Origin of the sequence: Kribbella sp. NPDC049174, from assembly GCF_043197365.1 — a bacterium.
Lineage (GTDB): Bacteria > Actinomycetota > Actinomycetes > Propionibacteriales > Kribbellaceae > Kribbella.
This window is the reverse complement of sequence record NZ_JBICSZ010000007.1, coordinates 210,588-236,577: the sequence shown is the minus strand read 5'-3', so window position 1 is coordinate 236,577 and position 25,990 is coordinate 210,588. Positions and strand designations below refer to the sequence as shown.

Sequence of the window (25,990 nt, the reverse complement as noted above, 5' to 3'; positions counted from 1 at the left end):
GCCCGAGTGTGACATCAGTCCGGGTCGTAGGCCAGGTTCGGCCGGAGCCAGCGCTCCACCTCGGCGACCGGCAGCCCCCGGCGTACGGCGTAGTCCTCGATCTGATCGCGGCCGAGCCGGCCGACGCTGAAGTAGCGCGACGCCGGGTTCTGGAAGATCAGACCGCTGACCGCCGCGGCCGGTGTCATCGCGTACGACTCGGTCAGCCCGAGGCCGATCTTCTCGGCCTCCAGCAGCTCGAACAGCGCCTTCTTCTCGCTGTGATCCGGGCTCGCCGGGTACCCGAGCGCCGGCCGGATCCCACGGAACCGCTCGGCATGCAGGTCCTCCAGGACCGGCTCCGCGTCCGGCTCGAACCAGGCCCGCCGCGCCTCCAGGTGGATCCACTCGGCGAACGCCTCCGCCAGCCGGTCGGCCAGCGCCTTCACCATGATCGCGCGATAGTCGTCGTTCCGGGCCTCGTACGACGCCGCCAGCGCCTCGGCACCGTGGATCGCCACCCCGAACCCGCCGAGGTGGTCACCGGCCGGCGCGACGTAGTCCGCCAGGCACCGGTTGTGCCGCCCGGCCGGCTTCTCGGTCTGCTGCCGCAGCATCGGGAAGGACACGTCCTGACCGTCCAGGATGATGTCGTCGCCCTCGCTGTGCGCCGGCCAGAACCCGTACGCCCCCTCGGCGGTGAAGGAGCCGTGGGCAATGATCTCGTCGAGCAGCGTGTTCGCGTCGTCGAAGAGCTCACGCGCCACCGGCTGGTCCAGGATCGCCGGGTACTTGCCTTTCAGTTCCCAGGCCAGGAAGAGGAACTGCCAGTCGATCATCTCGCGCAGCACCTCGATCGACGGTGACACCTGCCGCAGCCCGGTGAACGCCGGCACCGGGAGCTCGTCGTATGCCACCGGCTCCCTGTTCGCGCGCGCCTCCTCGATCTTCAACAGCGGGGCGCGCTGCTTGTTGGCATGCTGTTCACGCAGCCGCTCCTGCTCGATGCTGTTGCTCCGGGCAAGTTCCTCGGAGCGCTCTTCGTCGAGCAGGTCCGAGACCACCCCGACCACCCGCGACGCGTCCAGGACGTGCACGGTCGTGTGGTCGTACGCCGGTGCGATCCGGACCGCGGTGTGCTGCTTCGACGTGGTCGCGCCGCCGATCAGCAACGGGAGCTTGAGCCCGCGGCGCTGCATCTCGGTGGCGACGGCAACCATCTCGTCGAGCGACGGCGTGATCAGGCCGGACAGCCCGACCGCATCGGCGCCCTCGGCCACGGCGGTGTCCAGGATCTTTGCCGCCGGCACCATCACGCCGAGGTCGATCACCTCGTAGTTGTTGCAGCCGAGCACCACGCCGACGATGTTCTTGCCGATGTCGTGCACATCGCCCTTGACCGTGGCCAGCACGACCTTGCCCTGGCCGCGGACCGTCTCGGCGCGGCCTTCCAGCCGGGCCTGTTCCTTCTCCGCCTCCATGAACGGCTCCAGGTAGGCGACCGAGCGCTTCATCACCCGGGCGCTCTTCACCACCTGCGGCAGGAACATCTTGCCGGCGCCGAACAGGTCGCCGACCACCTTCATCCCGTCCATCAGCGGGCCTTCGATCACCTCGAGCGGCCGCGGCAGCTTCTGCCGGGCCTCCTCGGTGTCGGCCTCGATGAAGTCGACGATGCCGTGCACCAGCGCGTAGGACAGCCGCTCCTCGACCGAGCCCTCCCGCCAGGTCAGGTCGACCTCGCGCTTGGTGCCCTTGCCCTTCACGTTCTCGGCGAAGCTGACCAGCCGGTCGGTGGCGTCGTCGCGCCGGTCGAAGATCACGTCCTCGACGAGTTCCAGCAGATCCGCCGGGATGTCCTGGTAGACCGCGAGCTGCCCCGCGTTGACGATTCCCATGTCCAGGCCGACCTGGCCGGCGTGGTACAGGAACGCGGAGTGCATCGCTTCCCGGACCACGTCGTTACCGCGGAACGAGAACGACAGGTTGGAGATACCGCCGCTGATGTGGACGCCCGGGCACCGTTCTTTGATCAGAGGCAAGGCGTCGATGAAGTTCTTGGCGTAGCCGTTGTGCTCGCTCATGCCGGTGGCGACCGCGAGCACGTTCGGATCGAAGATGATGTCCTCGGCCGGGAAGCCGATCTTCTGCGTGAGCAGGTCGTAGGCCCGGCCGCAGATCGCCACCTTGCGCTCGACGGTGTCGGCCTGGCCCTGCTCGTCGAAGGCCATCACTACGGCGCCGGCGCCGTAGTCGCGGATCCGCCGGGCGCGCTCGAGGAACTCCTCCTCGCCTTCCTTCAGGCTGATCGAGTTGACCACACCCTTGCCCTGCACGCACTTCAGGCCGGCTTCCAGCACCGACCACTTCGAACTGTCGATCATGATCGGGATCCGGGCCACCTCGGGCTCGGTCGCGATCAGGTTCAGGAACGTGGTCATCGCCTGCTCGCTGTCCAGCAGGTCGGCATCCATGTTCACGTCCAGCAGGTTCGCGCCACCGCGCACCTGCTCCAGCGCCACGTCGACCGCGGCCTGGTAGTCGTCGCCCTCGATCAGCCGGCGGAACCGGGCCGACCCGGTCACGTTGGTCCGCTCGCCGATCATCACGAACCCGGTGTCCGGCCCGATCCTGAACGGCTCGAGTCCGGAGAACCGGGTGGTCTCGTCCGGCGGTACGACGGTCCGCGGCTCCAGGCCGGCCACGCTGTGCGCGATCTGCTCGATGTGGGCGGGCGTCGTACCGCAGCAGCCGCCGACGATGTTGACCAGGCCGGACTCGGCGAACTCCTGCAGCATCCCGGCGGTCTGCTCCGGCGTCTCGTCGTACCCGCCGAAGGCGTTCGGGAGGCCGGCGTTCGGGTGCGAGGCGACGTACGTGTCGGCGAACCGGGACAGGTCGACCACGTGCGGGCGCATCTCCGCAGCACCGAGTGAGCAGTTGACGCCGACGATCAGCGGCTTGGCGTGCTCGACCGAGCTCCAGAACGCCTCGACCGTCTGGCCCGACAGCGTCCGGCCGCTCAGGTCGACGATCGTCACCGAGATCCACAGCGGCAGATGCGGCGCGACCTCGCGGGCCGCCATGATCGCGGCCTTCACGTTCAGGGTGTCGAAGATGGTCTCGATCAGCAGCAGGTCCACGCCGCCCTCGGCCAGCGCCGCGATCTGCTCGGCGTACGCGGCCCGCACCTGCTCGAACGTGACCGCCCGGTACGACGGGTCCTCCACCCGCGGCGACAGCGAGAGCGTCACGTTGAGCGGGCCGATCGAACCTGCGACAAACCGGTTCTCGAATTCGTCAGCGGCCTGCCGGGCCAGCCGGGCACCGGCCACGTTCATCTCGCGGACATGGTCCTGCAGACCGTAGTCGGCCTGGCCGATGCTCGTCGCGGTGAAGGTGTTGGTGGTGGTGATGTCCGCGCCGGCCGCGAGGTACTGGCGGTGCACGTCGAGGATGACGTCCGGCCGGGTCAGGTTGAGCAGATCCGGATCACCGGTGAGGTCGTGACTGTGATCGAGGAACCGATCGCCCTGGTAGTCGGCTGCGCTCAGCTTCGCGGACTGCAGCATCGTGCCCCAGGCACCGTCCAGCACCACGACCCGCTGATCCAGCAGCTCCCGTAGAGCGGTTTCACTCATCTGCCGTCACCTCCAGAAAATCTCCGGAGGCGCCCTTGCAAACAGACCCCGGGTCGAGCGTGGCGGACCTGAGTGTCCGTTGCAGCGCCTCTCGACCTGGCCGCACCATGTTAGCGGCGTCACACCGGGATTACAGGACCCCTGCCCACTTAGTGAGACTGCTGTTCAGTCAGTGGATGAGGGCCTGGATGGCGGGAGCGTAGTGATCGGCGATCGTCTCGGGGTCCGCGGTCGCGGTCGGGCCGGTCTTGTCGATCGACATCGTGGCGCCGAGGCCGAGCAACTGGGCGGTGATGAGCTCGGCTCGCAGGTCCGCGTCGGAGCCGGACAGGCGGGCGGCGAACGCACGCGTCACCTGGTCGCGGAAGTGCTCGCGGATGAGCACGCGTTCGTCACCGCTGCCGGCCGCGAAGATCACCCGGACGAGCAGGTCGAGACCGTTCTCGCGGCGGTAGTTCACCAGGGTCAGGACGGCATGCCGGCCGAGGTCCTCGTCGGCCGCGTCGAGCAGCTTCTCCGCGGCCTCACTGAAGTCCGCGACCAGGTCGAACAGCGACTCCTTGCTGCCGAAGTGCTTGACGATCAGGGCCGCGCTCACGTTCGCGTCGGCGGCGATGCCGCGCAGGGTGACGGCGTTGTACGGCTGCAGCGCGAACGCCCGTCGCGCCGCCCGGAGGATCGCGATCCGCCCGACGTCCGTCACGTCCTGCCCACCGTGCCTTCCAGATGGACCGGGGCCTGCCGCCGTACCGGGATCAGCAGGACCAGCCCGGCCGCGACCACCGCGGCCACGCCGGCGATCACGAAGACCATCAGGTACGCCGACAGCGCGGGCGCGACCGCATTCGGTCCGGGGCCGGCCTGGGTGATCGTCACGTTGGTCAGCACGGTCACGACGATCGTGCTGCAGATCGCTGCCCCGACCGTGCGCATCAGGGTGTTGAGGCCGTTCGCCGCGGCCGTTTCGGTCACGGGCACAGCATGCATGATCAGGGCCGGAAGTGCCGAGTACGCCACCGCGGTCCCGGCAGAGACGACGGTCGCACCGGCCACGATCCCGGCGACATTTCCACTGGTGAACAGCCGGACGACGTACCCGGCCGCCATCAGGACCGACGCGATCACCAGGGTGAACCGCGGGCCGCGGGCGCCCGAGATCCGGGCCGACACCGGCGACAGCAGCACCATCGCGAGACCGCCGGGCAGTAGGCACAGTCCGCTGACGACGATCGACCCGCCGAGTCCGTAGCCGGTCCACTTCGGCTCCTGCACGAGCTGCGCGGTCGCCAGCGAGTTGGCGTAGAACGAGAATCCGATCAGCAGCGCGGCCAGGTTGGTGAACAGTACGGCGGGACGCGCGGACACCCGCAGATCGACGAGCGGACTGGTCGTCCTCAGCTCGAACCAGCCCCACAACGGCACGATCGCGGCGGCTGCGACGTACAGGCCGATGGTCGCCGTCGTACTCCAGGTGCTGCCCTTCGAGACAGCCAGCAACAGGCAGACGAGAAACGAGCTCATCCCCAGGGCACCCACGACGTCGAACCGGCCGCGCGTCCGCACCGCCGACTCGGGCACGACCAGCAGGACCAGGACGAGGTCGAACACCCCGATCCCGGCGCAGATCCAGAACATCGTGTGCCAGTTCGAGTACTCCACCACCAGGGTCGCCGCCGGGATGCCGAGCGCCGCACCGACCCCCAGGGTCGAGCTCATCATCGCGATCGACGGCAGCACCCGGCGCGGCTCGAGCTCGTCGCGCAGGATGCTGATCCCGAGCGGTACGACGGCCACCGCGGCACCCTGGAACGCGCGGCCCACGATCAGCACCGCCAGCTCCGAACTGCTTGCGCAGAGCAACGAACCGATCACCATCGAGCCGAGCGCGATCAACAGCACCCGGCGCTTGCCGTACATGTCGCCGGCCCGGCCGAGCAACGGCGTGAACACCGCGCCGGTCAGCAGCGTGACCGTGATCAGCCAGCTGACGTCGGCCGGACCGCGGTGGGTGATCCGCGGCAGCTCGGGCAGCAGCGGTACGACGATCGTCTGGCTGATCGAGACGAGGACGCCGCAGGAGGCGAGCGCGGTCAGGATGAGGCGCGGACGGGCTGGGCGGACGGTCGAGGTGCGGGCGCTCACGCGGTGTCCTCACGAAGGTGAACAGCTGTTTACTTTCACCTCAGAATAGACAGACGGCCGGGGAATGGCCCACCGAATTCCCCGTGAACTGGACCACCCTCCACACCGCTGCGACCGCTTAGCGTGGCCCCCATGAGGATCTTTCTCGCCGGCGGGACCGGCGCGATCGGGCGCCTGCTGGTACCGCTCCTGCTCGCCGACGGCCACCAGGTCACCGCCCTGACCAGGCGCGACCCGTCATTGCTGCACAGGCAGGGCGCGACCGCTGTCGTCGGGGATGTGTACGACGCCGCGTCATTGCGCGAGGTGGTCGCGGCGGCCCGGCCGGACGTGGTCATGCACCAGCTGACCGACCTGGGATCGCGCGACTTCGCGGCGAACGGTCGGATCCGGCGAGTCGGCACCCGCAACCTCGTCGACGCCGCGCTGGCCGCGGGTGCACGCCGGGTGATCACACAGAGCATCTCGTGGGCGTACGAGGGCGGCGATGACCCGGCCACTGAGTCGACACCGCTGGACCTCGCCGCGGCGGACGCGGGACGCCGCGGAATGGTCGAGGCGGTGGCGGAACTCGAGAACATTACCGCCGAGGCTCCCGAGTGGATCGTGCTGCGTTACGGCATGCTGTACGGCCCCGGCACCTGGTACACCAAGGGCGGCCTGATGGCCGACCTCGCCGTGGCCGGCGACCTGCCCACCGGCTCCGACATCACCAGCTTCCTCCATGTCGAGGACGCCGCGATCGCCGCCGTAAAGGCTCTCAACTGGCCGACAGGCCCGGTCAACATCGTCGACAACGACCCTGCTCCGGCCTCCGCCTGGTCCCCGGTGTTCGCCGAGTCCGTCGGTGCCCCCGCTCCCCCACCGACCGAGAGCAGTCGCCCTGTCTGGGCACGCGGCGCTTCCAACACCCGTGCCCGCGTCGATCTAGCGTGGACGCCCACGCACCCGACGTGGCGCTCTGGCTTCGCGGGCGACCAGTAGAGCGCAGGCGATGCCGCCGAGGGTCACGGTCGCCAGACCTGAGACGCCGAGCGTTGCTCTTGGGCCCAGGGCGGTGGTGAGAGGGCCGCCGAGGGCCGTGCCGAGTGGAGCCGCGGTGAGGAGGACTGAGCTGCGGGCGGCGAGGACGGCGGCCAGGTGCTGGGGCGGCGACTTCGCCTGGACGAGAGTCACGGAGAGCGGCACGAACGGGCCGTAGATTGCGCCGCCGAGCATGAAGCACGCGACGGTGACCGCGACCGGTACGTCGAAGCCGAACGGCAGCAGTAGTAGACCCCAGAGGACGACGATGGCGATGGTCACGGGCCAGAGAGGTAGCTGGCGAAGGGCACCGATCGTGAGGCCGCCGAGGACCGCGCCGATGCCGAAGAGCATCCAGTAGAGGCCGAGCAGCGTGCCCGGTGCGTTCAGGTCGTTGGTCACGTGGAGCGGCAGCGCGACCTCGACCGGGCCGTAGAGGAAGTTGAAGAACCAGGTGAGCGCCAACAGCCCGAGCAGCTCGGGATGCGAACGCAGGAACGCGAACCCACCGCGGGCAGCCGACGGCTCATCGACCTCGGCGACGGGCGGTCGCGAGGTAGGCAATCGGGTCGTTACGACGATCAGGGCGAGGAACACATAGGTCAGCGCATCCAGACCGATCACCAGCGCGGAGCTGACGTACGTCACCAGCACACCGGCGATGGCAGGCCCGGCAATCGTGGCACTGAAGTTGAGCGTGCTGACGAGCGTGTTCGCGGCCAGCCGCTGCTCCTCGGGCAGCAACTCAGCCATCAGCGTGTACATCCCCGCGCTGCCCCACGCGTGGAGCAATGACGACACCGCGAGCAGTCCGACGTACAACGGCAGCGTCAACGCACCGGCGAACCAGGCAAGCGGTACGGCGCCCAGGAACACACCGCGCACGATGTTGTCGGCCAGCAGAATGCGCCTGGGCGGAAGCCGGCGCAGACGACGACCGAACGCCAACGCGCCGACAACGCCCGGCAAGGTGTACGCCGCCACCGCGCCGCCGACCCACAGACCGGCCGTTGCCTCGGGCGCCAACTCGATGGCGAGCCACGCCACCGCGACGAAGCTCATCCCGTCGCCGAGGTACGAGACCGCGAAGCCGAGGATCAACCGCCGGAGCACCCGGTTGGCCAGCACCGGGCGATACGCGGCGGGGACAAGGCGTCGAATCACCATGGACTCACGCTAAGTGCGGCCTACACCCCTGGGCTTCTCAATTCCTGACCGTTCCGGACCCACAAGATCGGACCCGGCTACCCCGGAGGGGACAAGGCGCCGGGCCCGATCGTCTATGCCGATCGGACCCGGCCACCTCGCGGGGGAACGAGGCGCCGAGCCGATCGTGTTTGATCAGGCCCGGGCGCCTCGGAGGGGGACGAGGCGCCGGGCCCGATCGTGTTTGATCAGGCCCGGGCGCCTCGGAGGGGGAGGAGGTGCCGGGCCCGATCGTCTGTGTTGATCGGGCCCGGGCGCCTCTAGGGGTGGGAGACGCCGGGCCCGATCGTTGCGGTCCGCTGCAGCGGGGGGAGTAGCGCTGGTGTCAGCGGACCGGGCCTGTGATGAGTTCGATGGTTGCCTTGTGCTGCTGTCCGGCCTGGTCGACCCAGCCGACCTCGACCTTGTCGCCGGGGTGCTGCTGGTTCAGCAGGGTCGACAGGGTGTCGGGCGACTCGACCGTCTTGCCGGCGAAGGAGGTGATGACGTCACCGGCCTCGATCCCGGCCTCGTCCGCCTTGCCGTTCGCCAGGACGTCGCCGACCACCGCGCCGGTCGTGCCGGCGTTCGACAGGATCGAGACTCCGAGCATCGCCGACTCGCCGATGTGCACGGTGTCCGACGCCTTGCCGTCCTCGATCTGGTCGGCGATCTCCATCGCCTCGTTGATCGGGATCGCGTACCCCAGCGTCGTGGTCTGCCCCTGGCCGTTCCCCGACCCGTCACCGTTGCCCGACCCGTCACCGTTACCGTCGCCGTACCCGTTGCCGTTACCCGACCCGTCGCCGTATCCGTTGCCGTTGCCGTTGCCGTTGCCGTTGCCGTTGCCCGAGCCGTCGCCAGGTCCGAACCCGGGCCCGCCGTACCCGTTGCCGTCCGCCGTCTCGGTCGCCGTACCCGCCGGGGCCGACGCCAGTGTCGCGGTGGCGGAGGTTGCCGTGGTCGCGGCCGTCTGCCGCTGCGGCCCGTTGCCGCCGCCGTTGGCGCTCGAGCCGGCCGTGTCGACGCCGACCACCTCGCCGGCCGCGTTCGCCAGCGGTCCGCCGGAGTCGCCGGCCTGGATGTTCGCGTTGGTCTGGATCAGGCCGGTCAGGTTCTCCGGGTCCTGCCCGTTCTCGTCCGTTGCGGTGATCGCCTGGTTCAGCCCGGTGACGGTGCCGGGCGCGTAGCTCGGCGTACCGCCGACGCCGCCTGCGTTGCCGATCCCGACCACCTGGTCGCCGACCGCGACCTTGTCCGAGTCACCGATCTTGGCCGTCTGCAGCCCGGAGGCGTCCTTCAGTTTCAGTACTGCGACGTCGTGGTCCTCGTCGTACCCGACCACACTCGCGGTGTACGTCTTCCCGTTGCCGACGTCCACCACCGAGATCGAGGTCGCACCCTCGACCACGTGGTGGTTCGTCAGGACCTCGCCGTCGGAGGTCAGCACGATCCCTGTCCCGGCTGCCTTCGCACCCTCGTACCCGAGCACTGTGTTCACATTCACCAGCCCGGGCGAGACCTGCGCCGCCACGGCGGCCGGATCGAACTGCTGGTGCGAGAGCTTCGAACCGCTGTCGGCCCGCTGATCGATGCCCCAGGCAACCGAACCGGCGACCAGCGCGACGGCGAGTCCCAGCGCTCCGGCGCCGAACAGCCGCCGGCCCCGCTTCCGCGGCGGCCGCTGCTGCGGTGCGCCGTACGCCGGATACCCCGGATAGGGCGGATACGGCATCCCCGCGTACGGCGCCTGCCCCGGCGCTGCGTGCTGCGGACCACCTTGGTACGGGCCTGCCTGCTGCGGACCAGCCGGGTGCCAGTAACCGGGCGGCTGCTGTCCGGGCGCCTGCCACTGGGCCGACATCCCCGGCCCCTGCTGCACCGGCCCTTGCCGCACCGGCCCTTGCCGCACCGGCCCTTGCTGCACCGGCCCTTGCTGCACCGGCCCTTGCTGCACGGGCCCTTGCTGCACGGGACCCTGCGGACCGGGACCCTGCGGGCCAGGACTCTGCGGACCGGGCCCCTGATTCCCGAAGCCCTGCTGACCGGCGCCCTGCTGCCCCGCGCCGCCGCCCTGTCCCTGTCCCTGCCGTCCCGCGCTGTCGTTCATTCCCGGTGCCCTCCTCGGCCAGTTCCTTCTGCCTTCGAGTAGAGCGCGCGAGACTGAGAACTCCTTCGGGTGAACCAATGAGTTGGCTGAGAATCCGTCGTGTCCTGCGCCACACCTACGCCGTCAGCAACCGGCGCACTGCCTCGACGACCGCCTCCCGCCGGGACGCCCGGTTCGGAGCGGAGGCGCCGTACTCGGGGTTCATCGAGGACCAACTGGTGGCGACGGCCTGCAGCAGCGCGAGCAGCTCGGCCGGGGTGAAATCTCCCGGTACGACGCCGGATCGCTGGGCCTGGTCGAGGTCGCCGAGGCGGCTCTTGTTGACGGCAACGATCGCCTCCAGTGCGGCGCCGGCGGGGCGCTCCAGCCGGTACCAGATGTTCAGCCGCAGATGCTCGGGGTGCTCCTCGAAGTAGTCGAAGACCAGGCCGGCGTACCCGGGCAGATCGGCGGTGTCGAACCCGACCTCGGCCAGGTAGGTGTCGACGGCCGCCGTGTAGACCGCGTCGAACAGCCCGTCCTTGCTGCCGAAGTACGCGTACAGCATCGCCTTGTTGCAGCCGGCCACCTCGGCGATCCGGTTCACCCGCGCCCCGGCGATCCCGCGGGCGGCGAACTCCTCGGTGGCGGCCGCCAGGATCCGGGTCCTGGTCCGGTCGGCATTCCTCTGCATGCCCGGCATCCTACCCAGGAATATATCCAACCGGTTGGTTAGTTAGGACGGACATGACTAGAACATGGCTGATCACAGGTAGTTCCCGCGGGCTCGGTCGCGCCCTCACCGAAGCGGTCCTGGCCGCCGGCGACCAGGTCGTCGCGACCGCCCGCAAACCCGAGCAACTCAATGACCTGGTCGAGCAGTACGGCGACCGGATCCGCGCCATCCCCCTCGACGTCACGGACGCGGCCGCCGCGCAGTCGGCCGTACAGACCGCACTCGACGCGTTCGGCGGTCTCGACGTGGTCGCGAACAACGCCGGCTACGCGAACAGCGCCGCGATCGAGCACACCACCGACGCCGACTTCCGGGCCCAGCTCGAGACGAATTTGTTCGGCCTCGTCAACGTCACGAAGGCCGCGCTCCCGGTATTCCGGCGGCAGCGGAGCGGGCACTTCCTGCAGTTCTCGTCGATCGGCGGCCGGGCCGGCGGGACGCCGGGCATGGGCGCGTACCAGACCGCGAAGTACGCGGTCGAAGGGTTCTCGCAGGTGCTGAGCAACGAGGTCGCGCCGTTCGGTGTGAAGGTGACGATCGTCGAGCCGGGTGCGTTCCGGACCGACTGGGGCGGTACGTCGATGACGCTAGCGCCGGTCGATCCCGACTACGACTCCACCGTCGGCGCGATGAACCGCTACCGGCTCGAGACCGACGGCAAACAGCCCGGTGACCCGGCCAAGGCCGCCCGCGCGATCCTCGAGATCGTTGCCCTCGACAACCCGCCACTCCGGCTCCTGCTCGGCAAGGACGCCCTCACCCACGCCGACCAGGCCTCCCGCTCCCGCGCCGACGAAGCCGCGGCCTGGGCACACCTCACCACTTCAACCGACTACGACGACTGACCCGGAAAAGGCAGCCGAGCGTCGCCGGGATGCACCGAGCGTGCAGCGGTGACCGGATGGCAGCTCGGCGGAGTGTGCTCAGTGGCACCGGGGTGAGCGAGCGTCGACTCAGGCAGCAACCATCGACGGTCCGTGAACGAGAGCAGCAGCCCAGCCGGGCGCTAGCTGGGTGGGCAAGCAGCAACGACGGGTGATGGTCTTGTGGTGGGAGGTTTGGCGCGTTGGGGTGATCCGGGAGTGGCAAGCCGGATGTCGTCACCCCAGATCGCCTGACGGACGACATCCGGGGTGGCGTTCAGCCGGAGATCTGGTGGGATGGCCTGGGAGCGGCTGTGATCCTGCCCGCGGTCGTTGTTATGTGGGCGGGCCGGATCGGCGACACGCGTGGAGGTGCCCGCGGTGTCGTGGTGGATGGGTGGTCTATAGGTGCCGGGTGGGGCGGGATCGGGGTTCGCCCAGTCGGGTCGGGTGACGTGGACGACCTCGTCGATGATTTGGATGTGCCAGTGGCCGGTGTGCAGGTCGAGGTGGTGGCGTTTGCAGAGCAGGACCAGGTTCGAGACGCACGTCTCCCCTCCGTCGATCCAATGCTCCAGATGGTGGGCTTCGCAGTGGATTGGTGGGGCGCCGCAGACCACGCAGCCGCGGTCGCGGGCGTTCAGTGCGAGGCGCATTGGTGCGGTGACGAGGCGTTTGGTGGTGCCGACGTCCAGTGGTTGGGATCTGGAGCCGAGGACTATGGGGATGACTTGGGCGTCGCAGGCCAGGCGGCGTACGGCGGCTGCGGAGAGGTCGTCGCCGAAGACGGTCTCGCCGATCGCGTCGGCGGTCGCGGCTTTGAGGGCGTCGTAGTCGATGGTGATGGTGAGGTGGGCTTTCGGTCCGTGCCCGGGAATGTATTGGCCGAACGTCTCTTGACCGGCCGCGTCGTGAGTCGAAGTGTCGTGACTCGACGTGTGGTGAGTCGGCGTGTGGTGAGTGGCGGGGTTGTCGACCGGTGGCATGTCTTTGCGGGCGCGATGGTTGGAGTTGCCGGCGGCGCTGGTGCTGTCGCCTTCGTCAGGGGGCGCATCTGTGCGGGTGCTTGTGCCGGTCGAGGTGCCGTAGCGGGTGGGCTGGCCGAGGTGGCCGGCGGAGTTGTGATCGTCGTTTGGCTCGCTGGCTGCGCGGCGGTCGGCGAGGAAGTTGCTCGCCGCACTGCGGTTTGCCGGTGGTCGCCGTACTGCGGTTGCCGGTGGTCGCCGTAGTGCGGTTGGCGGTGGTGGTGGTCGTTGTGCTGGGGTTGGCGGTGGTGGTCATGGTGGTGTGGGTGATGGCGGCGGCGGTGTTGAGGAGGGTGGTCAGGGCGTCGGCTTGGCGTTTGTCGCGGGCGCGGGGGTCGGGTGCGCCGTCGATGGTCTTGTGGGGTTTGGCGCCGCTGTGGATGAGGGTGCGGAAGAGTTCGGCGTTCTCGTTGGCCAGGTAGCCGCCGAACTTCACACCGTTGTCGGCGGGTTTGAGGGTCAGCGATTCGCGGTGGTAGGCGCGCTTTTCGTCGGGTTCGGGGCCGTCGGGGTCGAGGATGTTGCGCATGCGCTGCGCGGCGTCGCGGAGTTGGCCGGGGGTGAAGGTGCGGGCCAGATTGACCAGTTGGCGTTCGGCGGCGTCGATGTTGTCGACCGGGACGGTGTCGGGGACCTTCTCCAGGGCGGACACGATGGCAGCAGCCTGCGCAGGGTGCAGTGGACGACCCCGGTCGGCCTGCTTGTTGCTGTCGGCGTCATCGACCTGGTCGGTGTCGGCGGCCTGGTCGGTGTCGGCGGCCTGGTCGGTGTCGGCGGAGACGTCGGGGGTGCGCGCCGGCCCGGGGAACGGGACGGCGGTGTCGGGGAGGGCTGCCGCGACGGCCTCGTACCTGGCCAAGGACTTGGCGAGGCGAACGTCGCGACGCGCCTCGACCGAATCGATGCGGTAGCGCGTGGACAGGAACCGGGCGGTGTCACCGGCGCCGATGTCCTTGGCGTAACCCGACGCGTCGAGGTCGCCGACCAGATGCAGGCAGTAGGTCTTCAACCGGTGGATCTCAGCGACGGCCGCGTCGAGACGCGACAGCTTCTCGCTGCCGGTCATCGACCACGCGGGCCGTTCGCCAAGGATCTCCATGCCGACCACCCTAGACACCTCCACCGACACTTCTCAAACCAGGAATCCCCTTATTTTCAAGGGACTTCGGTCCACAGACACCATCCCCAGGTTGTCCACAGAAACCAAGTGCCGCGAGCAATCATGACTGCGGCGTGTAGGGATTGTCCGCCAGGAAGTCGTCGATCAGGGCGTTCACCTCGGCCGGGCTTTCCAGCGCGGCCAGGTGGGCGGACTGTTCCAGTACGACGAAGCGCGCGCCGGGGATCGAGTCCGCCATCTCCTCGGTCTCGGCGACCGGGAAGGTGGCGTCCTCGGCGCCGGCCACGACCAGGACGGGCGTGCGGATCCGGCCGAACAGCTCGCGCTGATCCGGTCGGCGCGGGACCACGCTGGTGACGGCGTGCCGGCCGGAGGTGATGTTCACCCGCCGGACCGATTCGTTGACCGCGGCAACGACATCCGGCTTCTCGTGTTTGGCGGTCGGGCCGAGGAACGCGTCGATCACCGGCCGGACCAGCGGTCCCCGGATCGCGCCGAGGAGCTGGGCCGACCGGGTCAGGACGCCGTACTCGAACTTCTGCCGGCGACCGGCCGGGGAGGCGGTCGCGTTCATCAGGACGGCGATGCCGATCCGGTCGGGGTGGAGGGCGGCGAACGTGCCGCCGATCATGCCGCCCCAGCTGTTGCCGATGAGCTGGACCTTGGCGACGCCGAGGTCGTCGAGGATCTCGGTGATCGCCTGCGCGCACTGCTCGAAGGTGAACGGCGCCGTCAGCGGCGCGCTGTCACCGTGGCCGGGCGGATCGACCAGGATCACCTGGAAGCGGTCGGCGAAGTGTGGTGCCTGGCCGGACCAGAGCGTCCCGTCCATCAACAGGCTCGGCCAGAACAGCATCGCCGGTCCCGATCCGCCGACCCGCAAGCGAATCCGGCCGAGCACCGTGTCGACATACCGATCCTGAAAGCCGGCGAGAGACATGTCCGAACGCTACCCGCTCAGCTCCCCGTTGGACGGGATCGCGGCAGTCAGGCGGTCGGTCAGAGTGCGGACGTGAGCGATGAGTTCGGGTGGCGACTGGATCTCGAACGGGAAGGGCAGGAGGCCAATGTAGAGGGCCAGCTCGTCCAGCGAGTTGGAGCCGGCGTCGACCTGAGTCGTGGTGGCGGTCACCGGAGTCACGGTCGCGATGCTCGGGCCCAAGCGATCGGCGATCTGTTCGGCGGGCGCGTGGATGAGGAAGCGGGCCTGGTAGCGATAGCCGCCGGACGCGACGCCGCGGGCGGTGGCATCCAGGTCCGGCACCTCGCGAGCAGTGAAGCGCGGTCCGGTCGGGATGCGCGGTTCGAGCCGGTCGAGGCGGAAGGTCCGCCAGTCCGCACGGTCGACGTCCCAGGCGACCAGGTACCAGCGGCGGCCGGTGTGCACCAGCCGATGTGGCTCCGTCGTACGGATGGTCGTCGTACCGTCGTGACTGCGGTAGTCGAACCGCAACCGTTGCCGATCGCGAGTGGCCGCGGCGACCGCCAGCAACACGTCCGGCTGCACAGCAGGTCCGCCGGACGGCGTGACAGCGACTGCCTGGAGCAGCTTGATGCGGTGCCTCAGCCGGGACGGCAGCACCTGCTCGAGCTTCGTCAGCGCACGGACCGACGACTCCTCGATTCCGGCCACACTCCCGGTCGCCGCTGCTCGCAAGCCGATCGCGACGGCGACCGCCTCGTCGTCGTCCAGGAGCAGCGGAGGCAGCGCCGTACCCGCGCCGAGGCGATAGCCGGCCACACCTGGTACTGCGTCGACCGGGTAGCCGAGGTTGCGCAGCTTGTCGACGTCGCGACGGACGGTCCGCACCCCGACACCCAGCTCCGACGCGAGCGCGGCCCCACTCCAGTCCCGGGGCAACTGCAGCAAGGAGAGCAGCTTGAGCAATCGAGCAGAAGTTTCGAGCATGCCGAGATTCTGTCACCCAGTTAGGACTGAAGCTGTCCTAACCAGGTGACACAGTAGAACCATGATCAAGTCATTCCGCATCGACATCCCGCAGAGCACGCTCGACGACCTGGCGACCCGGTTGGAGAACACTCGGCTCCCGGCCGCACTCCCCGGCGACGACTGGGACACCGGCGTACCGGTCGGCTGGCTGTCCGAGCTGGTCGACTACTGGCGCACCGGTTACGACTGGCGCAAGGCCGAGGCAGAGCTGAACGCGTACCCGCAGTTCACCACCACGATCGACGGCCAGCGGATCCACTTCCTGCACGTGAAGTCGGCTGAGCCCGACGCGCTCCCGCTCGTGCTCACGCATGGCTGGCCGGGGTCGATCGTGGAGTTCCTCGACGTGATCGGCCCGCTGACCGACCCGGTCGCGTACGGCGGCTCGAGCGAGGACGCCTTCCATCTGGTCATCCCCGCGCTGCCCGGGTTCGGCTTCTCCGGCCCGGTCAGCGACAGCGGCTGGTCGACGGACCGGGTAGGGCGGGTGTGGGCCGAACTGATGAACCACCTCGGCTACGAGCGGTACGGCGTACAGGGCGGGGACATCGGCGGAGCGGTGTCGCCCGAGGTCGCCAGAGCGGCGAAGGACCACGTGGTCGGCGTGCACGTCAACGGCGCTCCCGGGTTGCCGCCGTTCCCGTTGTCCGACGACGAGTTCAACAGCCTGACTCCGCTCGAGCAGGACCGGATCGGGCGGATCGCGACGTTCATGCAGGAGGAGTTCGGCTACATCTCGATCCAGTCGACGCGGCCGCAGACGCTGGCCTACGGGCTGGTCGACTCGCCGGTCGGGCAGCTCGCCTGGATCATGGACAAGTTCCGCACCTGGACCCACCCGGCCGAAACCCTGCCCGAGAACATCGTCAGCAAGGACCGCCTGCTCACCAACGTGATGCTGTACTGGCTCACCGGGACGGCGGGATCGGCGGCGTACGTCGGTTATGCCCAGCAGCAGGCGTGGGGTGCGACCAAGGAGAACTCGGGGGTGCCCACCGCCGCGCTGGTGTTCGCGCACGACGTCGGCATCCGCCGGTACGCCGAAGTGGAGAACACCATCACCCGCTGGAACGACGTCGACCGCGGCGGCCACTTCGCGGCTCTCGAGGAGCCTGAACTGCTGGTCAGCGACGTCCGCGAGTTCTTCCGGACCCTGCGCTGACGGGTCAGCCGCGGGCCGGGACGCCCGTGCGGGTCAGGTCCGCGGCGACGACGATCTCGCCGGTGAACTCCTCGGCGGCCTCGTCATGGAAGGCCTTCGGGTCCAGGTAGCGCTGGGAGAAGTGGGTCAGGACCAGCTTGCGGACGCCGCATTGCTGCGCCACTCGGGCCGCCTGGCGGGCGGTGAGGTGACCGAAGCGGCGGGCCAGCGTTGATTCGGTGGACAGGTAGGTGGACTCGATCACCAGCAGATCGGCGCGATCGGCGAGCTTGAGCACGTTGTCGCAGAGTCGGGTGTCCATGACGAACGCGAAGCGCTGCCCGGGCCGCGGCTCGCTGACCTGCTCGATCGTCACGGTCCGGCCGTCGACCTCGATCGAGCCGCTCTGCTGCAGGCGCCCGATCGCCGGACCGGCCACGCCGTACTCCGCGAGCTTGTCCGGCAGCATCCGCCGGCCGTCCGGCTCGATCAACTGGTAGCCGAAGGACTCGATCGGGTGCTCGAGCCGGCGCGCCCACAGTTGCCCGAACGACCCGACCGACAGCAGACCGTCCTCCTCCACCGGCTCCTCGACCAACTCGGCCCGCTCGTAGAACGACGCGGCGTACCGCAGTCGGGTGAAGTACGTCTGCCCCGACGCCGGATAGTGCGCCCGGACCGGATGCGGTACGTCGTCCAGTGACAGCCGCTGGACGATTCCCGGCACGCCGAGGCAGTGGTCGCCGTGGAAGTGGGTGACGCAGAGCCGGGTGATCGCGCCGGCCGCGACCCCGGCGTACAGCATCTGGCGTTGCGTTCCCTCACCAGGATCGAAGAGGAACCCTTCGGTGTCCCAGCGCAGGAAGTAGCCGTTCTGGGTGCGCTCGCGCGACGGCACCTGACTTCCGGTGCCCAGCACAACCAGTTCGCGCACCCGCCAACAGTAGCTAACGCAACGCCCGTTGAAACGCGATTAAGACCTGCTCGACCTCGGCCGCCGTCCAGATCAGCGGTGGCCGGATCTTCAGCACTCCCCCACCGGGTCCGGTCGTTCCTACCAGTACGCCGTTCTCCCGCAACCGCTCGACGAAGTCGGCCGCGTCAGGTGTCTCCACGCCGACCATCAGCCCTTGCCCGCGGACCGGCAGCTCCGGGACCAGCGACTCCAGACCGCTGCGCAGCAGTGCGCCGACCTCGCCGGAGCGAGCGACCAGGCCACTCTCCTCGATCACGTCCAGGACGGTCAGCGCCGCGACGCACGAGACCGGGTTGCCGCCGAAGGTGCTGAAGTACTCGTCCACCTCGACGAACGCCTCCGCGATCTCCCGCCGGGTGATCAGCGCCGCGACCGGATGCCCGTTGCCCATCGGCTTGCCGAGCGTGACGAAGTCCGGGGTCAGCCCGAAGTCGAGGAACCGCCAGAGGTTCCGCCCACCACGCCCGAACCCGGCCTGCACCTCGTCGGCCAGGAACAACCCGCCGGCCGCCCGCGCCTCGTCCTGCAACCCACGCATGAACGAGTCGGTCGGCGTCAGGATCCCCGCACTGCTGAACACCGTGTCGACCGCAAGCAACGACAGATCGTGCCCGGCCCGCTGCAACTCCACCCGCGCGGCCCGAACCCGTTCGACCGCGGCAATCCCATCATCGCCGGCGTCCCGAGGCGCCTCGAAGACCGCGACATGCGCCGGGCGGGCCTCGGCGGGATACGTGTTGGTCGAGAACGCCGCAGTCGCCTCGCTCACGCCGTGGTACGAGAGGTCGGCGACAACCGCACCACCCCGTCCGGTGACGACGCGCGCCATCCGCCAAGCGAGGTCGTTGGCCTCGCTCCCGGAGTTGGCAAACACGCAGGTGTCCAGCCCGTCCGGCATCGACGCCGTCAGCCGCTCCGCCAACTCGACCACGTTGGGATGCAGATAGCGCGAGTTCAGATTGAGTACGGCGGCCTGTCGCGAGATCGCCTGGACGACAGCCGGATGCGCGTGCCCGACGACCGGAACGTTGTTGTAGGCATCGAGATACCGGCGACCGTCCGCGGTGTGGATCCACGGACCCTCGGCCCGTACGACCTGCAGCGGCGACCGGTAGAACAGTGGCGACAGCTCACCACCGAGCGCGGACTGCCGTCGTACCAGCAAGGTCGGATCGGCGGTCTGGGCGGAGGCGACGCGCGAGGTGCCGCAGAGGCGGTGGAAGTGGTCGGCCAGGTCGGTCGGAGAGCTGTCGGCGAGGAGGTCGAGGATGCGCCAACTGCCGGCGACCAGGCTGGTCAGGTACTCCTCGTTGTCCGGGTAGAGCGGCGCACGCCAGGCCGAGATCAGCACACTCGCGGCGGACCGGGCCAGGACGAGCTCACCGATCAGCGCGACTTCCGCAGGCTCGAGCGGCAGCACCCGCTGGTACCCGTCGAGGAACCGGCCGGCATCGCCCCACACATCGTCCGACTCGCGCAGCAGCGACGTCAGGCTGATGGCGAGCTCGGCGACGCGGGCCGTGTGGTGCATGTCGCCGAAGTCGATCACGCCGGTGATGCCGCCGTCCTGCAGCAGCACGTTGCTCAACGTCACGTCTCCGTGCAGCACATACCCAGGCAGCGCACGCGTCGCCGCGTCGAGCCCTTCGAACCGATCGAGCAGCCGGTGCATCGGGGCGCGACGACGCTCGTCCGGCAGCCGGTCGGCGTACGGACGCAGGGTGGTCACGATCCGCGGATCCCAGTCGAGCCTTCGGTACGCCGCCGGATGCCCGAAACCCTGCAGAGCGCGCGTCAGCCGCGCACTCACCACACCGAAGTCGGCCGCGAACCACCCCGGCAGCGCGGTCAGGTCGGCGACATCGCCGGGCATCACCGTCATCACGCGAACCAGGTGCGTCCGCCCGTCGGCGGCCTCGACCGTCACCACCGATCGGCCGTCGAGGCTGGTCAGCACGCGCGGGATCGGGAGGTCGGGGTCGACCACCTCGACGTGATGCATCGCGGCACTTTCCATCGCGATCTGGTCCGGGTCGTCGCCCGAGTTCGACACCTTGACCACGAGCCGCCGGCCGTCCGGGACCTCGGCGAGGAAGTTCCGGTCCCGCTCGCTGCGCAGGTCGGACACCACCGCGTCGAGGCCGTACTCCACCTGCAGCAACCGCGTCGCCGCGGTCAGGTCGACCTGGGGCGGATCCTCGAGCATGCTCGGCGTCCGCTCGGGGATGGTGTCCACAGCAACTCCTTCGCTCACGGGACCCGGAACTCCAACGGCGCAACAGATCCGGTGTAGTCGAAGCTACCGTCCGGGTCGAGCCGCATCGGCCGGTCGTGGCCCGGATAGACCATCTGGGCCATCGCCGCGACCCGCTCGACGGATGCATCGGCCCGCTCCCTGTCGTACGGCCTGCCGGACGCTCGGCGAGCGAGCAGAACGGCGAGGGTCGGTACGGCGTCTGCCGCGAGAACCGCGGTGCCCTCCGTCGTACTGACGGCCAAACCGATCGAACCAGGGGTGTGTCCCGGCAGCTCCAGCACCTGAATGCCCGGGATCACCTCGTCCCCCTCACCGACTTCGTGGAGGTCGAGATCGTCCAGCACTGCCTTGGCCCACCGCGGGGTGCCGAAATCGGTCGCCGGTGGATTGGCCAGGTTGCGCAGTTCGTCGCGGTGGATGAGGACCTGGGCTTTGGGGAAGAGGTCCGCGTTCTGGAGATGGTCCCAGTGACCGTGGGACACGACCACCTTGCTGATGTCGGCCGGCTCCAGACCGCGATCCGCCAACGTCGTCAGCAGTTTCCGACGCCTCCCGACGTGACCGAAGTCGAACAGCACCCGCTCATCGCCGCTCTCTACCAGCAGCACGGAACAGAAGGCCGGATTGCCTTGGTCCGACGTCAGCGAGTAGCCGTTCAGCAGGGGTGTGACCGAGGGCATGCAATCTCCAAACGAGGTGGTGCAGCAGTGCCCCGCGGATTCTGAGCACGCGTCACGCGGGGCACTGCTGGATCAGGGGAGGACGAGCGGACCGGCGTCGATCAGCAGGGACGGTACGACGACGCTGTCCATGAACGTGGTGTCGCCGCACTCGCGGGTGTTGCCGACGGCAAGGACCGCGTTGAGGACGTCCTCCATCCGGAAGGTGAAACGCACCTGCGGGTGCCACGCGACGAGCTCGCCGCCTTCGGCCCAGTACGTCCCGTCACGGGTCGTGCCGGTGACCAGGGTCTGCTTCGGATGCAGAGAGCGCAGGTAGTCCAACCGGTTGACGACGAGTCCGCTGCCGCAGTCGGAGAGCAACTCCTCGTCCGTTGCGTCGCCGGGAGCCAGCAGCAGGTTCGACGGGCTGGGATCGCCGCCGAAGCGCCAGCCGTCCGGTACTGCGTGGCCGGTCGGGATGCCGCCGGTGACGGCCGCGCGGCGACGGTCCGAGACGACCCCGGTGAGGACACCGTGATCGATCAGCTGGGTGCGGCGTCGTACGTTGCCCTCGGCATCGAAGCCGCTGGGCAGGCCGTCCGCGTCGGCACCGTCGTCGACCAGGCTGAGGAGGTCGCTCACGACCCGCTCCCCCAGCCGGCCGGCCACCGCCGAGCGGCCGGTCGCGTAGCCGGTCGCACCGAGGACGAAGTGGCCGTACGTCGCCATGAGCGTGATGACGGCCTGTGGTTTCAGCAGCACGCGGCACGGACCGTGGTGCGCTTCGCGGGTCGGCAACGGAGTCAACGCCGTCCGCAACTTCGCCGGGATCTCGTCGACCGGAATCCGGTCGGCATCGCGATGCATGTACCGGACGCTGACCGAGTTGTCACCCTTCTTGGCGATCGCCTGGATGGCGGCCTTGGTCAACGTCTCCGCCCGGAACAGCCCGTCCGAGTCAGCTACCACCCGATCCAGCACGTCGTACCGGATCGCCCCACCAAGCGTCGTCGAAGAGTCCAGCCCGTCCCGCACCGTCGAGAACCACCGGTGCCGGTCGGCGGGGTCAGCGTGAAGAACAGAGGAGGAGGCAGTGACCTCAGGTGTTTCCGCGGAATGATCTGTAGGAGCTTCCGAGGAGGTGGCTGCCGTGGGTCCCGGAGGAAGGTCGGCGAGAGCCGCGTCGAGGCGATCGGCCAAAGTCTGGACTGCTGCAGGCTCGAGGGTTTCGAGGGAGCCTGCGACGGAGCGGCCGTTGCGGGTGGTGCGGACCCGGACGCGGAGGCGGCGTTCGCTGTGCTGGGCGGTGACCGCGGACTCGGCGAAGCGGAGCAGGTCGGCGTGCTCACCGAGTACGTCGAGCCGGGTGCCCGCGCCGAGGATCTCGAGGGCTTGTTCGACCTGGGACTGCTGGATGCTCATCGACCCACCTGCACATTCTGGAAGCGACCTGGAACCGTGCCGTGACCGACGTGTGCGACCTGCAGTGGCTCGCCCTTGTTGCAGGACGGAACGCCGTGCAGCTTCCACTCGTCCGGTCCGCCCAAGGCGTCGAGGCTGGCCCAGAACTGTGGCGTGACACTCTGGTACGTGCAGTTCTTCAGCAGCCGGCCGACCTTGCCGTCACGGATCTCCCAGCCGACCTCGGTACCGAACCGGAAGTTCATCCGCTGGTCGTCGATCGAGAAGCCGCGGTTGGTGTCGACCAGGATGCCGCGCTTGGTGCCGGCGATCATCTCGGCCAGCGAGGACTCGCCCGGCTCGAGGCAGATGTTCGTCATCCGCACCAGCGGAAGCCGCTGCCAGCCGTCGGCCTTGGCCTGACCGGTCGACTCACCGCCCAGCGCCCCGGCCGACTCGCGCCCGGACATGTAGCCGAGGAAGATGCCGTCCTTCACCAGCTGGGTCCGTTGCGCCGGCACGCCTTCGTCGTCGTACCCGAAGGAACCGAGCGCACCGGGGATGGTGGCATCCGCGTACGCCGACACGATCGGTGAACCCCATCGGAAGGTGCCGCGTCGTTCGGGCGTGGCGTAAGTGCCGCCGGCCAGGCTGACCTCGGTGCCGAGCGCACGGTCGGCCTCCATCGGGTGACCGGCACACTCGTGCAGCACCATCGCGAGTTGGTTGCTACCGGCAATGAGCGTGGTGATCTCGTCCGGGCACTGCGGTGCGGACAGCAGCGCGACCGCCTCGGAGGCGATCCGGGCCGCCTCGCGATCCAGACCGAGCGAGATGACATGCTCGTAACCGGCGGTCGCGAAGTCACCGCGCTGACCGCGGATCTGCCGCGGTACGCCTTGCGGGAACGACCTTCGCTGCAGGTCGTCGCCGTCGCTGGCGTTGACCATCAGGCCGCCGCCGCTCTCGGTCAGGGTCTGCTCGATCAGCGCGCCCTCGGTGTTCGCGAACACCTTGTGGTCGCGGTAGAAGTCCATCGACGCCTCGATCTGCTGCACCAGCGGACCGGCGGTCGCCGCCTCCTTCACGGTCGCGGCCAGCAGGTCGAGCTTGCTGGCCAGCGGAACGGTGAACGGATCCACCTGCATCGGCGAGCACCACGTGTCGTGGGTCGTCACCGGCGACCCGAGCGAAACGCGCCCGCCACCGCCGGCCGCGCGGGCCTGGCCGACCGCCTGGGCGACGACCGCGTCGAGCCCCGGCCGATCGAGCCGGTGCGTCGCGGCGAAACCCCACTGGCCGCCGATCAGCACCCGCAGACCGAGCCCGGTCGAGTCGTCGTACCCGACCTCGCCGGGACCTTCGAGCTCGACCAGCACCTGCTCGTGGGTGCGCCGGACGACGCGAACGTCGCCGTACTGCACCTCCGTGGGAAGCAGCCCGAGCACCGCCTCGGCGGTATCGCGCAGGACCGATGAATCAGACACTTCGGGACCTCCGATGCACAAAGGGAAACGGGCGCCTCGATCAGCACTGTAGCAGACACTACGAGATTCTGAGAAGACGTCACAATCACTACAAACAACTCCGGCCCCACAAGGCGCTGTGGGGCCGGAGGTCAAGCAGGGAAGGAGATCAGTGTTGTTTCGGCCGGACGTCGATGGCCAGGCTGATGGAGAACGCGACGATGATCGCGACCCCGCCGAGCAAGGTCAACGCGGTGTCACCGAGGGCGCCGGTAGCCATCACTACCAGTGTCACTCCGAGTGCGAGCACCACGGCGACGGCGATCTTCCAGTCGTCACCGATGATGAAGTCGTACCAGAACTGCCCGAAAGCCTTGAGGAACTTCACTTCTTCACCTCCACGGGAACGCCACCGGCGGCGACCGGCGCAGGGTCGGCCGGCTTGCGCAGGACGGCGACGAAGATCCGGCTGAGCAGCAGCCAGGCGGCCAGCAGGACCAGGATCATCAGGTCGTGACCCGGCCAGTCGATGCTCTCCCGGCCGTCCCGGAAGATGCCGAGCCCTTCGACCGCCCAGTAGGTACCGAACGACGCGAGCAGCAGGCCGACGCCGTACTTGAGCAGGTTCTCGTTGATCATCGAGAGCGGCCGGCGCAGTGCCACCGCGACACCGAGCACGATCACCACGGCGGCGATCGCACCGAGCGCGGCACCCGGGATGTTGTTCGCGTTCAGGCCGAAGGTGAGGACGATGAACACGACCTCCATGCCCTCGAGGAAGACACCCTTGAAGGAGACCATGAAGGCGAACAGATCCAGGCCGGTCCTGGTCTCACCGGCCGCCTTCGCCGCCGCGACCTCCTCGCGGTAGATCGCATCCTCGTCGTGGATCGCCTTCCGCCCGGACGATCTGAGGATTGCCTTGCGCAACCACTGCAGACCGAAGATCAGCAGCAGGCCGCCGATCGCGAGTTGCAGCGCCGACTCCGGCAGCCAGTTCGCCAGTGCGTACCCGGCCGCCACGGTGACCACCGCGAGCGCACCGAGCGCCGCGAAGGTGCCGGCCAGCGCCGATCGCCAGCTCCGGGTGTACCCCATCGCCATCACGATCGTGGTGGCTTCCACCATCTCCACGAAACACGCGACGAACGTCGCGATGATCAACCCCCATGTTGCCGCATCCATCAGCCACTTCCTCGTCTCAGATGCTCAGATGAAACATATGCTGCACGAAACGATAGTTACGTCGTGTCGAAGGTGTCAACGTCACGCGGAGAACCTCGAAGTGGCCCGAACGCAGGCACGCCGAAGCACCCGAGGTGGTTGCCTCGGGTGCTTCGGCGGGAGGGTCAGGCCAGTGCGGCCACCAGCGTGCTCGACGAGATGTTGCCGCCACACGACACGATCGCGACCCGCCGGCCTTCGAGCTCTGTACGGCGGGCCCGCGCGGCGGCGAACGCCATCGCGGCGGATCCTTCGATCAACTGGTGTTCGGTGTCGATCACCGTCCGCAACGCGGAACTGATCGCGTCCTCACTCACCAGCACCCAGTCGTCGACCAGTTCACGACACAGGTCGAAGGTGATACTGCCGGGCTCGACGCTGCCCGCCGTACCGTCCGACAACGTCTCCTGCGCGTCGACCTGGACGATCTCCCCGGCCCGCACCGACGCGGCCATCGCGTCGTCGCGCACCGGCGAGGCGCCGTACACGCGGATCCCCGGCAGGTGCTTCTTGAGCACCGCCGCGACTCCGCTGACCAACCCGCCACCGCCGACCGCCACGACCACCGCGTCCAGCGGTTGGCCGGCCAGCTGCTCGAGGATCTCCACAGCCACGGTGCCCTGCCCGGCGATGATGTCCGGGTCGTTGTACGGCGGCACGTAGGCCAGGTCGTGCTCGGCGGCGTACGCCCGTGCCTTCGGCTCGAGGACGCCGGAATCGTTGCCCTCAGCATGTAAGTCGAGACCCAGCCGGCGCAGTGCGGCCACCTTGCTCGGCGACGCGTTCTCCGGCAGGTAGACGAGACCGCGGCCACCGAGCGCCGCCAGCGCATTGCCGACACCAAGGCCGTGGTTGCCGGTCGAGGCCGTGACCACGCCGCGCTCCCGCTGCTCGTCGGTCAGCTTCAGGATCTTCGCCATCGAACCACGGGCCTTGAACGAGCCGGTGCGCTGGAGATGCTCGCATTTCACCAGCACCTCCGCCCCCAGCTCGTCGCTGAACGCCCCGAACCGGACGAACGGCGTGGGCGGCAGATGCTCACGCAACCTCGGCGCCACCCGTTCCGACCGCTCGGCGGCTTCCGCTGGGCTCAACGTCATGCAGTACTC

At 68.9% G+C, this 25,990-nt stretch carries 21 protein-coding genes and 1 riboswitch; of the genes, 3 read left to right on the top strand and 18 right to left on the bottom strand.

The window, feature by feature from the left end:
• Nucleotides 1–14: 14 nt before the first annotated feature.
• The 3 genes from metH to ACGFIF_RS30830 all read right to left on the bottom strand — a co-directional run bounded on the left by metH (nucleotide 15) and on the right by ACGFIF_RS30830 (nucleotide 5,762).
• Nucleotides 15–3,620, bottom strand: a complete 3,606-nt coding sequence (metH, locus tag ACGFIF_RS30840; RefSeq protein ID WP_393159334.1) for a methionine synthase — start codon at nucleotides 3,618–3,620, stop codon at nucleotides 15–17.
• 20 nt (nucleotides 3,621–3,640) lie between these two features.
• Nucleotides 3,641–3,719: riboswitch (S-adenosyl-L-homocysteine riboswitch) on the bottom strand.
• A gap of 70 nt (nucleotides 3,720–3,789) precedes the next feature.
• A complete protein-coding gene (locus ACGFIF_RS30835; RefSeq protein WP_393159332.1) occupies nucleotides 3,790–4,323 on the bottom strand; it encodes a TetR family transcriptional regulator in 534 nt (177 codons plus the stop codon).
• Nucleotides 4,320–5,762: an MFS transporter gene (locus ACGFIF_RS30830; protein WP_393159330.1), complete on the bottom strand. Its 1,443-nt coding sequence runs from the start codon at nucleotides 5,760–5,762 to the stop codon at nucleotides 4,320–4,322. The genes ACGFIF_RS30835 and ACGFIF_RS30830 overlap by 4 nt, the downstream gene beginning before the upstream one ends.
• A gap of 132 nt (nucleotides 5,763–5,894) precedes the next feature.
• Between ACGFIF_RS30830 and ACGFIF_RS30825 the strand changes: the two genes are divergently transcribed.
• The gene (locus ACGFIF_RS30825; protein WP_393159329.1) at nucleotides 5,895–6,746 is read left to right on the top strand and encodes an NAD-dependent epimerase/dehydratase family protein; all 852 of its coding nucleotides are present in this window, start codon (nucleotides 5,895–5,897) and stop codon (nucleotides 6,744–6,746) included.
• On the opposite strand, the gene ACGFIF_RS30820 is transcribed toward ACGFIF_RS30825, so the two are convergent.
• The 3 genes from ACGFIF_RS30820 to ACGFIF_RS30810 form a co-directional block, all read right to left on the bottom strand.
• Nucleotides 6,690–7,952 carry an MFS transporter gene (locus ACGFIF_RS30820; RefSeq protein WP_393159328.1) on the bottom strand — a complete coding sequence of 421 codons (1,263 nt, stop codon included), beginning with the start codon at nucleotides 7,950–7,952 and terminating at the stop codon, nucleotides 6,690–6,692. The genes ACGFIF_RS30825 and ACGFIF_RS30820 overlap by 57 nt on opposite strands.
• 364 nt (nucleotides 7,953–8,316) lie before the next feature.
• Nucleotides 8,317–10,080, bottom strand: coding sequence for a S1C family serine protease (locus tag ACGFIF_RS30815; RefSeq protein ID WP_393159327.1), 1,764 nt, complete (start codon nucleotides 10,078–10,080; stop codon nucleotides 8,317–8,319).
• 115 nt (nucleotides 10,081–10,195) lie between these two features.
• The gene (locus tag ACGFIF_RS30810) at nucleotides 10,196–10,753 is read right to left on the bottom strand and encodes a TetR family transcriptional regulator (RefSeq protein ID WP_393159326.1); all 558 of its coding nucleotides are present in this window, start codon (nucleotides 10,751–10,753) and stop codon (nucleotides 10,196–10,198) included.
• Nucleotides 10,754–10,806: 53 nt separating this feature from the next.
• Between ACGFIF_RS30810 and ACGFIF_RS30805 the strand changes: the two genes are divergently transcribed.
• Complete coding sequence (locus ACGFIF_RS30805; RefSeq protein WP_393159325.1) at nucleotides 10,807–11,640, top strand: oxidoreductase; 834 nt, start codon at nucleotides 10,807–10,809, stop codon at nucleotides 11,638–11,640.
• A gap of 161 nt (nucleotides 11,641–11,801) precedes the next feature.
• Here the strand turns inward: ACGFIF_RS30805 and ACGFIF_RS30800 are convergent, their stop codons facing one another.
• The 4 genes from ACGFIF_RS30800 to ACGFIF_RS30785 form a co-directional block, all read right to left on the bottom strand.
• A complete protein-coding gene (locus ACGFIF_RS30800; protein ID WP_393159324.1) occupies nucleotides 11,802–12,644 on the bottom strand; it encodes a DUF222 domain-containing protein in 843 nt (280 codons plus the stop codon).
• A gap of 55 nt (nucleotides 12,645–12,699) precedes the next feature.
• Nucleotides 12,700–13,782 (bottom strand): DUF222 domain-containing protein, encoded by a 1,083-nt coding sequence (locus ACGFIF_RS30795; RefSeq protein ID WP_393159322.1) that lies wholly within the window; start codon nucleotides 13,780–13,782, stop codon nucleotides 12,700–12,702.
• Nucleotides 13,783–13,903: 121 nt separating this feature from the next.
• Nucleotides 13,904–14,743 (bottom strand): alpha/beta fold hydrolase, encoded by an 840-nt coding sequence (locus ACGFIF_RS30790; RefSeq protein WP_393159321.1) that lies wholly within the window; start codon nucleotides 14,741–14,743, stop codon nucleotides 13,904–13,906.
• A gap of 9 nt (nucleotides 14,744–14,752) precedes the next feature.
• Nucleotides 14,753–15,712: a helix-turn-helix transcriptional regulator gene (locus ACGFIF_RS30785; protein WP_393159320.1), complete on the bottom strand. Its 960-nt coding sequence runs from the start codon at nucleotides 15,710–15,712 to the stop codon at nucleotides 14,753–14,755.
• Between the two features lie 61 nt (nucleotides 15,713–15,773).
• Here ACGFIF_RS30785 and ACGFIF_RS30780 point away from each other — a divergent pair, with 61 nt between their 5' ends.
• Complete coding sequence (locus tag ACGFIF_RS30780) at nucleotides 15,774–16,916, top strand: epoxide hydrolase family protein (RefSeq protein WP_393159319.1); 1,143 nt, start codon at nucleotides 15,774–15,776, stop codon at nucleotides 16,914–16,916.
• A 4-nt stretch (nucleotides 16,917–16,920) separates the two neighbouring features.
• Here the strand turns inward: ACGFIF_RS30780 and ACGFIF_RS30775 are convergent, their stop codons facing one another.
• The 8 genes from ACGFIF_RS30775 to ACGFIF_RS30740 all read right to left on the bottom strand — a co-directional run bounded on the left by ACGFIF_RS30775 (nucleotide 16,921) and on the right by ACGFIF_RS30740 (nucleotide 25,981).
• Nucleotides 16,921–17,829: a ribonuclease Z gene (locus ACGFIF_RS30775; RefSeq protein WP_393159318.1), complete on the bottom strand. Its 909-nt coding sequence runs from the start codon at nucleotides 17,827–17,829 to the stop codon at nucleotides 16,921–16,923.
• A gap of 13 nt (nucleotides 17,830–17,842) precedes the next feature.
• Nucleotides 17,843–20,107 carry an aminotransferase class III-fold pyridoxal phosphate-dependent enzyme gene (locus ACGFIF_RS30770; protein WP_393159316.1) on the bottom strand — a complete coding sequence of 755 codons (2,265 nt, stop codon included), beginning with the start codon at nucleotides 20,105–20,107 and terminating at the stop codon, nucleotides 17,843–17,845.
• A 14-nt stretch (nucleotides 20,108–20,121) separates the two neighbouring features.
• Nucleotides 20,122–20,808: an MBL fold metallo-hydrolase gene (locus ACGFIF_RS30765; RefSeq protein ID WP_393159315.1), complete on the bottom strand. Its 687-nt coding sequence runs from the start codon at nucleotides 20,806–20,808 to the stop codon at nucleotides 20,122–20,124.
• Between the two features lie 72 nt (nucleotides 20,809–20,880).
• Entirely contained in the window at nucleotides 20,881–22,212 is a 1,332-nt protein-coding gene (locus ACGFIF_RS30760; RefSeq protein ID WP_393159313.1) for a TldD/PmbA family protein, read from the bottom strand.
• Nucleotides 22,209–23,678, bottom strand: a complete 1,470-nt coding sequence (locus ACGFIF_RS30755; protein ID WP_393159312.1) for a TldD/PmbA family protein — start codon at nucleotides 23,676–23,678, stop codon at nucleotides 22,209–22,211. The genes ACGFIF_RS30760 and ACGFIF_RS30755 overlap by 4 nt, the downstream gene beginning before the upstream one ends.
• Nucleotides 23,679–23,826: 148 nt before the next feature.
• Entirely contained in the window at nucleotides 23,827–24,045 is a 219-nt protein-coding gene (locus ACGFIF_RS30750) for a hypothetical protein (RefSeq protein ID WP_393159310.1), read from the bottom strand.
• Complete coding sequence (locus ACGFIF_RS30745) at nucleotides 24,042–24,842, bottom strand: COG4280 domain-containing protein (protein ID WP_393159309.1); 801 nt, start codon at nucleotides 24,840–24,842, stop codon at nucleotides 24,042–24,044. Before ACGFIF_RS30745 ends, ACGFIF_RS30750 begins: the two co-directional genes overlap by 4 nt.
• Before the next feature lie 164 nt (nucleotides 24,843–25,006).
• The gene (locus tag ACGFIF_RS30740) at nucleotides 25,007–25,981 is read right to left on the bottom strand and encodes a threonine/serine dehydratase (RefSeq protein ID WP_393159307.1); all 975 of its coding nucleotides are present in this window, start codon (nucleotides 25,979–25,981) and stop codon (nucleotides 25,007–25,009) included.
• Nucleotides 25,982–25,990 lie beyond the last annotated feature (9 nt).

Coding starts and splice junctions, on each gene's coding strand:
- ACGFIF_RS30785 (WP_393159320.1), bottom strand. CDS start 15,712: ATGCTCGAAACTTCTGCTCGATTGCTCAAGCTGCTCTCCTTGCTGCAG.
- ACGFIF_RS30745 (WP_393159309.1), bottom strand. CDS start 24,842: ATGGATGCGGCAACATGGGGGTTGATCATCGCGACGTTCGTCGCGTGT.
- ACGFIF_RS30810 (WP_393159326.1), bottom strand. CDS start 10,753: ATGCAGAGGAATGCCGACCGGACCAGGACCCGGATCCTGGCGGCCGCC.
- ACGFIF_RS30780 (WP_393159319.1), top strand. CDS start 15,774: ATGATCAAGTCATTCCGCATCGACATCCCGCAGAGCACGCTCGACGAC.
- ACGFIF_RS30760 (WP_393159313.1), bottom strand. CDS start 22,212: ATGAGCATCCAGCAGTCCCAGGTCGAACAAGCCCTCGAGATCCTCGGC.
- ACGFIF_RS30815 (WP_393159327.1), bottom strand. CDS start 10,080: ATGAACGACAGCGCGGGACGGCAGGGACAGGGACAGGGCGGCGGCGCG.
- ACGFIF_RS30740 (WP_393159307.1), bottom strand. CDS start 25,981: ATGACGTTGAGCCCAGCGGAAGCCGCCGAGCGGTCGGAACGGGTGGCG.
- ACGFIF_RS30825 (WP_393159329.1), top strand. CDS start 5,895: ATGAGGATCTTTCTCGCCGGCGGGACCGGCGCGATCGGGCGCCTGCTG.
- ACGFIF_RS30790 (WP_393159321.1), bottom strand. CDS start 14,743: ATGTCTCTCGCCGGCTTTCAGGATCGGTATGTCGACACGGTGCTCGGC.
- ACGFIF_RS30820 (WP_393159328.1), bottom strand. CDS start 7,952: ATGGTGATTCGACGCCTTGTCCCCGCCGCGTATCGCCCGGTGCTGGCC.
- ACGFIF_RS30765 (WP_393159315.1), bottom strand. CDS start 20,808: ATGCCCTCGGTCACACCCCTGCTGAACGGCTACTCGCTGACGTCGGAC.
- ACGFIF_RS30805 (WP_393159325.1), top strand. CDS start 10,807: ATGACTAGAACATGGCTGATCACAGGTAGTTCCCGCGGGCTCGGTCGC.
- ACGFIF_RS30795 (WP_393159322.1), bottom strand. CDS start 13,782: ATGGAGATCCTTGGCGAACGGCCCGCGTGGTCGATGACCGGCAGCGAG.
- metH (WP_393159334.1), bottom strand. CDS start 3,620: ATGAGTGAAACCGCTCTACGGGAGCTGCTGGATCAGCGGGTCGTGGTG.
- ACGFIF_RS30800 (WP_393159324.1), bottom strand. CDS start 12,644: ATGCCACCGGTCGACAACCCCGCCACTCACCACACGCCGACTCACCAC.